General features: G+C 59.3%; 9 protein-coding genes and 1 pseudogene. 2 read left to right on the forward strand and 8 right to left on the reverse strand.

The features are described from left to right. Positions 1-38 precede the first annotated feature (38 nt). Positions 39-737, forward strand: a complete 699-nt coding sequence (locus OHL21_RS05270; protein WP_263416210.1) for a hypothetical protein — start codon at positions 39-41, stop codon at positions 735-737. Positions 738-1,061: 324 nt separating this feature from the next. Here the strand turns inward: OHL21_RS05270 and OHL21_RS05275 are convergent, their stop codons facing one another. From OHL21_RS05275 to OHL21_RS05305, 7 genes are all read right to left on the reverse strand, one after another. Continuing rightward, on the reverse strand, positions 1,062-1,607 hold the full coding sequence (locus OHL21_RS05275; RefSeq protein ID WP_263416200.1) for a peroxiredoxin: 546 nt from the start codon (positions 1,605-1,607) through the stop codon (positions 1,062-1,064). 48 nt (positions 1,608-1,655) lie between these two features. Then, positions 1,656-2,522, reverse strand: coding sequence for an LpxI family protein (locus OHL21_RS05280; RefSeq protein WP_263416201.1), 867 nt, complete (start codon positions 2,520-2,522; stop codon positions 1,656-1,658). Continuing rightward, positions 2,519-3,304: an acyl-ACP--UDP-N-acetylglucosamine O-acyltransferase gene (lpxA, locus tag OHL21_RS05285; RefSeq protein WP_263416202.1), complete on the reverse strand. Its 786-nt coding sequence runs from the start codon at positions 3,302-3,304 to the stop codon at positions 2,519-2,521. The genes OHL21_RS05280 and lpxA overlap by 4 nt, the downstream gene beginning before the upstream one ends. Beyond that, positions 3,301-3,807 (reverse strand): 3-hydroxyacyl-ACP dehydratase FabZ, encoded by a 507-nt coding sequence (fabZ, locus tag OHL21_RS05290; protein ID WP_263416203.1) that lies wholly within the window; start codon positions 3,805-3,807, stop codon positions 3,301-3,303. Before fabZ ends, lpxA begins: the two co-directional genes overlap by 4 nt. 47 nt (positions 3,808-3,854) lie before the next feature. Continuing rightward, entirely contained in the window at positions 3,855-4,682 is an 828-nt protein-coding gene (locus tag OHL21_RS05295) for a hypothetical protein (protein ID WP_263416204.1), read from the reverse strand. Between the two features lie 18 nt (positions 4,683-4,700). After that, a complete protein-coding gene (locus tag OHL21_RS05300) occupies positions 4,701-5,486 on the reverse strand; it encodes an SDR family NAD(P)-dependent oxidoreductase (protein ID WP_263416205.1) in 786 nt (261 codons plus the stop codon). A gap of 371 nt (positions 5,487-5,857) precedes the next feature. Beyond that, a complete protein-coding gene (locus OHL21_RS05305) occupies positions 5,858-8,413 on the reverse strand; it encodes a TonB-dependent receptor (protein ID WP_263416206.1) in 2,556 nt (851 codons plus the stop codon). Between the two features lie 292 nt (positions 8,414-8,705). Between OHL21_RS05305 and hisS the strand changes: the two genes are divergently transcribed. Further along, positions 8,706-10,013 carry a histidine--tRNA ligase gene (gene hisS / locus OHL21_RS05310; protein WP_263416207.1) on the forward strand — a complete coding sequence of 436 codons (1,308 nt, stop codon included), beginning with the start codon at positions 8,706-8,708 and terminating at the stop codon, positions 10,011-10,013. Positions 10,014-10,329: 316 nt separating this feature from the next. Here the strand turns inward: hisS and OHL21_RS05315 are convergent. After that, a pseudogene (locus OHL21_RS05315) lies at positions 10,330-10,450 on the reverse strand (IS481 family transposase); the annotation flags it as partial.

The raw sequence follows: 10,450 nt of genomic DNA on the forward strand, positions 1-10,450 counted from the left end.
GCAATCTATATAACTGCAGGAGAGGGTGGAGGAGATATATGGCCTACGACGACGAGATCATCAAGCTTCACGCATCGGCTGTAGAAGACAACTACGACGACGAGCTCGAAGACGACCCCGACGAAGTCGATGAAGAAGAGGAGGTCGAGGTGACCTCTGATGATGATGACGCCGAGCCTCTGCTGCACGAGGCCCCACATGCCGAAGAGGCAAGCATTCCGGCGGCGCCAGCCGACGCGGTTCATACCTATGAGCCCGCGGAGGAGGAGGCCGAGCTTCCTGTTGCTGCTCCCCAGCGGGCAGTGAAGGCTCCGGCGAAGAAGGCTTCCGCTAAGAAAGCCGCGCCGAAGAAGGCTGCAGCCAAGAAGGCGGTAAAGAAAACCGCCGCTAAATCCGTTAAGAAGGCTGTAGCGAAAAAAGCAGCCAAGAAGGTTGTCGCAAAGAAGGCCGCGAAGAAGGTCGTCGCGAAGAAGGCTGCGAAGAAAGTTTCTACGAAATCTGCCGCGAAGAAGTCGAGCGCTCTACGCGGCGGAAAGGCGACCCCCCAAAAGGCCGCCGCTAAAAAGGGCGCTCAAAAATCATTGAAGAGAGGTAATACCTTGGCAACGAAGAAAGCTGCAAAGAAAGCTGTAAAGAAGGCTGTGAAGAAGGCTCCGGCGAAGAAGGCCGCCAAGAAGACTGCGAAGAAGGCCGTCAAGAAGGCTGCTAAGAAGTCCGCCAAGAAGGCCACCAAGTAACTCTGTAACCTAAGGCAAGCAAAAAAGCCCGGTTCCTCGAATGAGGCCCGGGCTTTTTTGCGTCTGTACGACGGTGAGTCGGCAGAGTTGGGTCTGTATTCGTGAGGAATATGGGGCTTCCTAACCCACCCTAACTCCGTGAGAGTGGGGCACCCGGGTGAGATAAGCATTGCTCTCAATGACCCGCCTGGGTGCCCATCCTCCCAACGCTAGCTTGGGTAAGGAGGTCGTCTAGGTTCGAACAAAACACGAACGAATATGTCTGGTGTATCGAGCAGCAAAAGAGGCCCGCCGAAGCGGGCCTCTTTGGGAAAGCGACGAGATCTACTTCTGTGCTGCTGCGATCTCGGCCAGCACCTGTTCGGAGTGGTTGGGGATGTCTTTTACCTCCCACACCTTAACCACCTTGCCTTTGGGATCGATCAGGTAGGTGGTACGGGCGGCAAACTTCATGGTGCCGCGCTCGGAGATGGGGACGTTATAGGCATCGATGACCTTGTGATCCGGGTCGGCGAGGAGCTTGAAGTCGAAGGTGTCTTTGCTGCACCAGGTCTTGTGGCTCTCCACGGTGTCGAGGCTTACGCCCAGAACGACTGCCTTGGCGGCTTCGTACTTCTTGATATCGCGCTGAAAGTTGTGGGCCTCAATTGTGCAGCCCGTGGTCTGATCCTTGGGGTAGAAGTACAGGACGACCCACTTGCCCTTGTAATCGCTCAGGTGGACAGCTTTGTCTTCCTGCGAGATGGCTGAGAAGTCCGGCGCCTTCGAGCCGACCGGAAGGTAGTCGCCTGCGGCCTTTGCCTTCAGAGCGAAGGTTCCGGACAGGGCGAGACCTGCGATGACGACTGCGGCAAACAAACCTTTACGCATGCTGCAATTCTCCTTGGGTGAAGCGTCACCAGTGTATTCCTGGACCTATCAGACGGATGTCACCGAAATGGTAATGTTCGCGGCGTTGGCCGCGGCAACAATCGCGGTCTGATCGAATATCAGGGTGCGCCCGGCCTCGATGGAAAGACATGTTGCTCCCGCGGCGATCATGGTCTGAATCGTCTTCAGGCCGATCACAGGCACGTCGAAGCGCATGTCCTGACGGGGCTTGGCTACCTTGATGACTGTTAGACGGCGGGCCAGCGTAGAAGACTCATCCTCGAGCGTACGAAAAATCTCCCCGGCGCGGGCAATGGTGGCGTCGGTGCCTTCCATGGCCTCGATCGCAACGCAGGCCTGGGCCGCAACAACGACTGTCTGGCCGAGGTCGAAGCCGGCGATGCCGAGAGCGATCTTCCTGCCGTACTCGATATCGGCAAGCTCCTGCTCGTCGGGATGCCGGCTGGTGAGCACACCCGGTTTGGCGAGAAGAGGTTCCAGGTAGGCGGTGGAGGAGATGAGCTCGATGCCTTCGTCGCTCAGTACCTTGGCGACGGCGCCCAGAAGCATGTCGGTGTTGCGGGTACGCAGGTTCAGCAGCAGCTTCGCCAGCCGCCAGTCAGGACGGATGGAGGAGAAGATCTGTTTGTGCTTCACCTGCCCGGCCATGACAGCGCGGGAGACACCCTCTTTCTGAAAGGTCTCGATCAGTTTCGAGAGCTCACCGAGTGAGAGCCAGTGCACGCGCACATCGGGGTCGCGGGCGGCGATCTCGTCTATCTCAGGTTCGGTCTCTTCCTTGATCGCAGCCACAACGACCGTCAGGCCGTGCGAACGCGCGGCATCGAGCAAGAGAAAGGGGAACCTGCCGTTCCCCGCGATCAATCCAAGTTTCCCGTTGCCGCTTTTGCTCACCGAATGACTCCGCGATGGCTGCGGCCGATGAACTCCGACAAGTAGGCGACCTTGTCTCCGAACTCGCCCGCAGCGACCTTCTCGCGGATCGCCGCGAGGGCATCGCTCATATTCAGCCTGGAGCCGACGATCAGGCGGTATGCAGCACGGAGTTGTTTGATCTCTTCCGGAGTGAATCCGCGTCTCTCCAGACCTACTTTATTGATCGAATAGGCATGGTTCTCGCGGGTAGCGCTGGTCAGCGAATAGGGCATCACGTCCTGCGTGGCCATGGTGCCGCCGCCGATGTAGGCGTATTTGCCCACGGAGCAGAACTGATGCACGGCGCTGAAGGCACCAACTGTGGCGAAGTCTTCCACGACGACATGGCCGGCGAGCGTGGCGTTGTTGGCAAAGATGCAGTGGTCGCCGACCTGGGAGTCGTGTCCGATGTGGGTGAAGCACATGAACAGGTTGTTGGATCCGATGCGGGTCAGACCGCCGCCACCTGCGGTGCCACGGGAGACGTTCACGCTCTCGCGGAAGTCATTGTTGTCACCGATGATCACCTGCGTCGCTTCGCCGCGGTATTTGAGGTCCTGCGGAGGGATGCCGATGCAGGCGAAGGGGGCAATGCGATTGCCGGAGCCGATGGTCGTATGGCCATCCAGAACTACATGGGAGACCAGGGTGCAGCTCTCGCCGAGAACGACATTCGGACCGATCGTGGAATAGGGACCTACGCTGCAGCTTGCTGGAACAACGGCGCCTTCGGCGACGATCGCCGTGGGATGAATACTCACTCCGCGCCCTCTTGCTTCTTGTTGCGGGGGATCATCTGCGAGGTTATGACGGCTTCGCAGACCAGCTTGCCGTCGACATGGACGGTGCCCTGCATTTTGACGGCGCGGCTGCGCCAGTTCAGAACCTTTGCCTCGATATGGAGCTGGTCGCCAGGAGTGACAGGGCGGCGGAACTTGGCTTCATCAATGCCGGTAAAGACCAGCAGCTTATCGCTGTGATCTTCAAACTCGCTCAGCATCAGGATGCAGCCGGCCTGCGCCATGGCTTCTACCATCAGCACGCCAGGCATCATGGGCTGGCCGGGAAAATGGCCCTGGAAGAACTCTTCGTTGCGGGTGACGTTCTTCAGGCAAAGGATGCGTTCGCGCGCCTGAAGGTCGAGTACGCGGTCGATCAGCAGGAAAGGATAGCGGTGCGGCAGGATGGACATCACTTCGTTGATGTCCATGGTGCGCTTCGCCGTGGCAACTGCCTGCGCTTCCGGGGTGGCTACGGTCTCCATAACATCCCCGATTCTACCGAATTTCGTTTTCAGGCCCGCCGCGAGGGCTATTTCTTTCCGACCTTTTGTTTGGCGGCGATGGTGGCCTGGATGTCGAAGAGCTCCGGGGAGAGGTTCTGGTTGTACTTCACGTCGGTGTAGAACTTCTGGTTCACCATGTCTCCGTTGCGGAAGCGGGTGACGGTATAGGCCGTCTGGATGCCCTGCACACTGTGGTAGCCATCGTATTCTTCGCGATCAGTATCGAAGTCCTTGTACTTTTCATTCCGGTACTGGAAGGTACGGGCGAGTGGAAGATGGCTGTTGGCGTCCAGCTCGATGGTGACGGCATCGTTGGTCGGCGAGATGACGGTCACTTTGTCGGCGACGCGGCGCTGCACCATGGTGGTGCCTTCGAAGACGACCATGGTCCCGGGTTTCTTCAGCCAGTCGTGAAGTACGACTTCGATCGAGTGGGTCCGGCGACGGAAATAGTCCTGCGAGACGTCTTCCGGCAGAGCGACCTTGCCGCGGAAGGTGATCTCGTCGGCGGAGTTGGCGGTGAACATCTGCACGATGTCGCGTTTCTTGGTGTACTCGATGCGTTCGACTTCAGTTTCGGGGCCGCCGGTCTGACGGTGGAAGTCCCAGAAGACAGTGACGGCGCCGGTGGGCTGTCCACGGAAGAAGTAGCCGACCTGACCTTCCAGCAGCCAGTCGTGGCGGTTAAGCCAGCCGTCGCCGCCGAGCGCGATGACCATCTTGTCGAGCAGATCGCGTGCCTTCTGTTCGCCGGAGGCCTCGGTGGTAGACGCGGACTGCGCCAATGCGACCGAGGCGCAAGGGGCGATGGCGATGGCGAGCAAGGCAGTGGAGAACCAGGTCTTCAGGCGCATTCAAACTCCCGGAAAAGGTTAACCGACAAGTACTGCTCCGCCGTTGACGTTGAAGATCTCGCCGGAGACGAAGCCGGCCAGCGGCGTGCAGAGAAACAGGATCGGGCCGGCGATCTCCTCCGGCCGTGCGGCACGGCCCAGGGGAATCGTCGCCAAATACTTGGACGCCGAAGGGCCGTTCAGGGCTTCAGCACTCATCTCGGTCTGCACCCATCCGGGGGCGACGCAGTTGGCCAGAATGCCTTGAGGCGCCAGTTCGGAAGAGAGGCTTTTGGTCAGCGAGAGCAGCGCGCCTTTGCTGGCGGCGTAGTCGGCGTGGAAGGCTTCGCCGCGCTGTGCGGCGGTAGAGGCGACCAGGACAATATGTCCGCGGGTTCCGTTGGCGTCAGGCTGCTGGCTCTGCATCTGTGCAGCAGCTGCGGAGACCAGGCCGAAGATGGAGTCGAGATTCACGCCGAGTGTCGTGCGCCATTGTTCTTCGGCCATGGAGCCAATGGGCTGGTCGTGTGGTGGCCAGATGCCGTGATTGGCGACCAGGATGTCGAGCCGGCCGAAGGCACGGACAGCAGCATCGACCAGGGCGCGGCCGTCCTCAATGGTGCTGAGCTCCTGCTGGACCGGGCAGGTATCGTCGGTACCGCACTCTTCGACGAGTTGGGTGGCGCGGGTGGCGGCGGCACGGTAGTTGAAGACAACCTGCGCTCCGGCCTGGCGAAACATGCGGACGGTGGCCGCGCCGATGCCGCGGGATCCGCCGGTGATGAGAGCGACCTTGTTGGCGAGAGAGAGGGTTGGGGCTGCCATCGATTGTCATGATAGCGGGATGGATGGGCCTTGGGTGAATCGACGAACCTAGGGCGTGTCAAACAAATTCGGGCACCAATACTCCGGGTACTCCATCCATTGGCTAGCAATGGATGGAAGATTCGGGGTCCCGGGCGAACTTGGTTCGCGGGGGTGAACTATTCGAGCGAAGCTCGAATAGGTGGGAGCCGTGGGCTTTTTAGCCCACGGTTTACGGGCATCAAGAATGTTGGGCTTTTAGCCCTGGGCCTTTGTTTCCATATGGAGAAAAGGCCCAGGGCTAAAAGCCCGTTTTTATGCTTGTTAATCAGCGGGCTGAAGCCCGCTGCTCCCACCAGTTTCTGGCCGAACTTGATAACGGTATGGAGCCCCTAGAACTTGTACTGCAGGTTGAATTGCATACGGCGTGGGGGTTGGGCTGCTACCGGCTTGCCGAAGAACGGTGAGGTGATCACACCCACGTAGGTCGTTGGGTTTACACGGTTCACTACATTGAAGGAGTTGATTGAGACGGTCAACGTCTTCGCAGACTTCTTGTCCTTGGTCAGGACGAAGTCATGTGCCAGGTTGAAGTCGACGTTCACATAGCCGGGGCCATGCAATGCATTGCGCCGGATGCCCGTTGGGCGGTCGTTGGCCACTCCATCACCATTGGTATCACTGCCGGTCACGATATTGACCGGAAGGCCGGAGTATAGGGAGAGTGCCGTGCCCAGGCTGAACCATTTCTTCGCGGTGAAGGTGCCGAGCAGGTCGAATTTCTGCCGGCGATCGTTGTCGGAGCGGGCCCAGTCATTCAAGGGAGTATGGCTGTCCGCAGGGAACCAGGTGATGCCCTGCGTGTTGTTGTAGCTCTTGCTCAGGATGTACTGCACCTGACCGGCGAAGTAGGAAGTCGGGCGTCCGCGGAAACTGATCTCCAGCGAATTGCCTTTGGCGTAGCCTTCGGGTTGCACCAGGCGGATCTGACCGAACGTTGGGTTCGGACGAATGTTTGTGCCCTCCAGAGGAGCATTCGCATCGATGGAGCGGAAGAGATTCATGCCGCGCATGCCGACGTAGGTCACGCTGAGCGTGCTGCTCCTGGTGATCTGCTCTTCGAGACCGATGCTGAACTGCAGTGTCGACGGCATACGAACGCGCGGGTCAAGCGTAGCCAGGCTGGTGGGAAGAGCGGCGACCGCTGAACCCGGGAAGGGATATGCGGGGCGCGAGACGATGTATTTGCGCAGCGTTACGCCGTCGAAGTGCAGCAGGTCCGAGATAGGCGATGGCCCAGAGCGGTCATAGAAGAGGCCCGCTCCTCCACGAATCACAGTGCGGCCCTTCGTGGAAGGCGCATACGCGAAGCTCAACCGCGGCGCGACGTTGAAGGGAACGTTGTGGAAGTAGTTCTGGAAGTAGTAGCGGAAGCCGGCCGAAATGGAGAGGTTGGGGCGCAGGCGTACGGTGTCTTCCACGATGCCGCCGAAGATCGTCTCCCAGAAGACAACCCGCGGTTGTCCGCGCTGGGTGACATACAGAGAGGGTGTTCCCGCGGCGTAGCTGGAGAGGCTGGCAAAGGTGTAGGTGCCGAGCCCGTTGGTCTTGTCGACGAAGCCGCGGCGGCTGATATCCGGAATGTCGATGCCGACTTTCAGCTCGTGCTTGCCCTTGGTGTAGGTGACGATATCGGCGCCATCGACGTGGTTCTCTGTGCGACGGAAGTCGGCCTGTGCTCCGCCTCCGGTAAAGGCGCCGGAGACCAGCACCTGTGGTGCGGAGGTGATGCTGTCCACCCGGTTTTCATTCTTGCCTACGAGAAAGCGGAGCTGATTGACCAGCTGCGGTGAGATGACGCGGGTATACCCCAGGTTGATCTCGTGTTCGAACATGCGGGTATCGGTGCCGGCCTCCGGGAGAACAGTGCCGCCGATCCCGGCGTTCTGTACGGCCCGGCGCTCGTAGGAGTAGCCAATCCAGAACTGGTCGGCCTCGCGAAAGTTGTGAAAGGCGCGCGCGGAGTAAAAGTCGTGTGTCGTGGGATTAGGAACGTTGGTCTGTACCTGCCCCGAAGGTGTTGCGGCCAGCACGACTGCCTGCTGGTGGTTCTTGTCGTGGTTACCGGTGACCAGGAAAGTGGACTTGCGACCGACGCGCAGAGGACCGGTGACAGCGCCTTCGAAGAAGAGCCTGCTCTCTGCGGGCTTGGTACGGGCGAATGGATTGCGGGCGTCGAAGATGGATTTGCGTCCCAGCGCGTTCAACGAGCCGTGGAAGTGGTCGGTACCGCCCTTGGTGGTGATCTCGATACGCGCGCGCCCAGGCGAGGCGTAGAGCGCGGTGTATGGATTCTGGTTGATCCTGACACTCTGCACTCCGGAGGCGGTGACGCCGGCTCCGTTGGCTTCGGCTCCATTGACGACCAGCGTGACGCCGGAGGTGCCAACGGCATCGGTGCTGAGAAAGCGTGAGAGCGTCGTGATGTAGTCGCCGTCGAAGACGGGAAGACGATCCAGGGCATCGCGATCGACGTCGGTTGCGCTCTGATTATTGCTGGTGTCTGTGTTGACCTGCAGCGTTTGCTCCTCGGCATTTACATTGACGTCGGCAACGGCGCCCATCACGGCCAGCGTAAGGCGGAGCGGTGTGCGAGTCTGCGATGGAATGGCGAGCGGCTTCTCCAATGTCTGAAAGCCATCGGCAGCGATACGCAGCGTGTAGTTGCCCGGTTTTACGTTCGCGATATGGAACTGACCTGACGAGTCGGATTCTGTTTCGAGGGCGGCGCCATCGGCTCGTTGCAGGGTGACGTGAGCATGCGGAATCAGAGCTCCGGTGGTGTCAAGGGCATTGCCGCTGACGGTCGAGCTGGTCTGCGCCCATGCGGCGGAGAGCAGGAACAATGGTGTGAGCAGGCGAATAACGATACGAAGTGCAGGGGGCATACGGCTCTAATCCAACGGCACAGGAGTGCTCTATGAAAGGTAGCGGGTTGACCTTAACTTCTACTGAAAGGGAGAGCCTAAACTAAGCGATAGCGGAGAAATCTGCCTCGTACTCGGCAAAAGGGCGGGCAACGCAAATTTTTTACGATCCTGCGAAAAGACGGTTCGAGTGTAGCTCGAATGCCCCATGTCCCGAGGGACACCACCCCAACGAACAAGTTCGTTGGGGACCCCGGACATGGGCCACTGCTTCGGTGGCTCGTGTGAGACATTCCGGTAGACTTAATCCTTGATGGCTACGCTTAAAGCACCCCGCGGCACGCGCGATCTGCTGCCGCCTGATACTGCGCTCTGGAACCATATCGATTCGGTCGCACGCTCTGTCTTCGCACGTTACGGCTTCGGTGAGATCCGCACGCCGATCTTTGAAGCGACGGAGCTCTTTGCCCGTGGTGTTGGTGAAGAGACCGATATCGTTTCCAAGGAGATGTTCACCTGGGAGGACCGCGCGCGTGCAGCGAGCGAGAAGTCGCAGTCGCTGACGTTGCGCCCGGAGAATACCGCGGGAGTTGTGCGCGCCTATATTGAGCACAAACTGGGTGAGACCGGACAGTTGCAGAAGCTGTATTACATCGGTCCTCAGTTCCGCCGTGAGCGTCCACAGAAGGGCCGTTATCGCCAGTTCTTCCAGATTGGAGCGGAGGTCATCGGACCATCGTCATCGGGATCGGAGTCGCCGGTTCGCGATGCGGAGATCGTGGAGATGCTTGCAACCTTCCTCGATGAGTTGGGAGTGAAGGATTGGAAGCTGATGATCAACTCGGTGGGCAGCTCCACCGATCGTCCGCGCTATTTGACCGCGCTGCGTGATGCGCTGGCGCCGATCAAGGACAAGATGTCGCCGGACAATCAGCGCCGCGCGGAGACCAATCCACTGCGCGTTCTGGATTCGAAGGAAGAGGCCGATCAGGAGCTGATCAACGGCCTGCCGAAGATTGCTGATTATCTGGACGCGAGCTCGAAGTCGCACTTCGAGCAAGTGCTGGCGGCACTGGATGCCTGCGGTGTGCCCTATACGGTGAATCCCCGGCTGGTTCGTGGTCTGGACTACTACACACGTACGACCTTCGAGTTCGTGACGGAGACCGGCCTGGGAACGCAGAATGCGCTGCTGGGCGGCGGCCGGTATGACGGCCTGAGCGAGATTATCGGTGGACCAAAAGCTCCCGGCATTGGCTTTGCCATCGGCGAAGATCGACTGGTGTTGACGCTGCAGGCTCAGGCAGAGGCGGAAGCTGCTGCCGGCAATGCGGCTCCGGAAAAGAAGATGGATACCTACATCGCTCCGATGGGCGAGGGGCAAAATGCGGCTGCGCTGAAGCTGGCGCGCAATCTGCGCCGTGCTGGGCTGACGGTTGAGATCGGCGATGGAAGCTTCCGTCTGAAGAAGAGCTTTGAAGCAGCGGATCGCGTGGCGCGGACGATTCTCATCCTTGGTGAGGACGAGGTGGCCAGCGGCACGGCGACGGTGAAGACCTTCGCGACGGGTGAGCAGGTGAAGGTAGCGTTCACGGAGTTGCAGGACAAGCTGCGTGCATAAGGGTGAAGTACATTTTTGTTTTGTCATCTCGTAGGGCAGTAACGTGAGCTATTTCGCTGAGCGAAGATGTCAAGCAAGTACCTCAGCGGCTAAAGCCGCGACTTTTGGGCCCGTTATTACGGCACGGCTGAAGCCGTGCCCTTAAGCAAGACAAAGAGCCTCCTCATCTCTTAGAGCTCATGGTGGAACGAAACATCGCAATTTCCATCACAAGCTCACTCCGTCGACTTTGTTTCTCGATTCGCGCAACGCGCGAATGCCTTGCTTAAGGGCATGGCTTTAGCCATGCCGTACCAAGTCCGGCAAAGACGCGGCTTTAGCTGTGGTGTCTCAACAGGTTGTTGTCTTTGAGGCCGGATCTGCTGATGGGTGGAGCTTGATTGAGGCTAGCATGAGGTCGGTGCCAGTTGTACTGATGGATCCATGGTCTGAGGTGT

Source organism: Terriglobus albidus, from assembly GCF_025685425.1.
Lineage (GTDB): Bacteria > Acidobacteriota > Terriglobia > Terriglobales > Acidobacteriaceae > Terriglobus > Terriglobus albidus.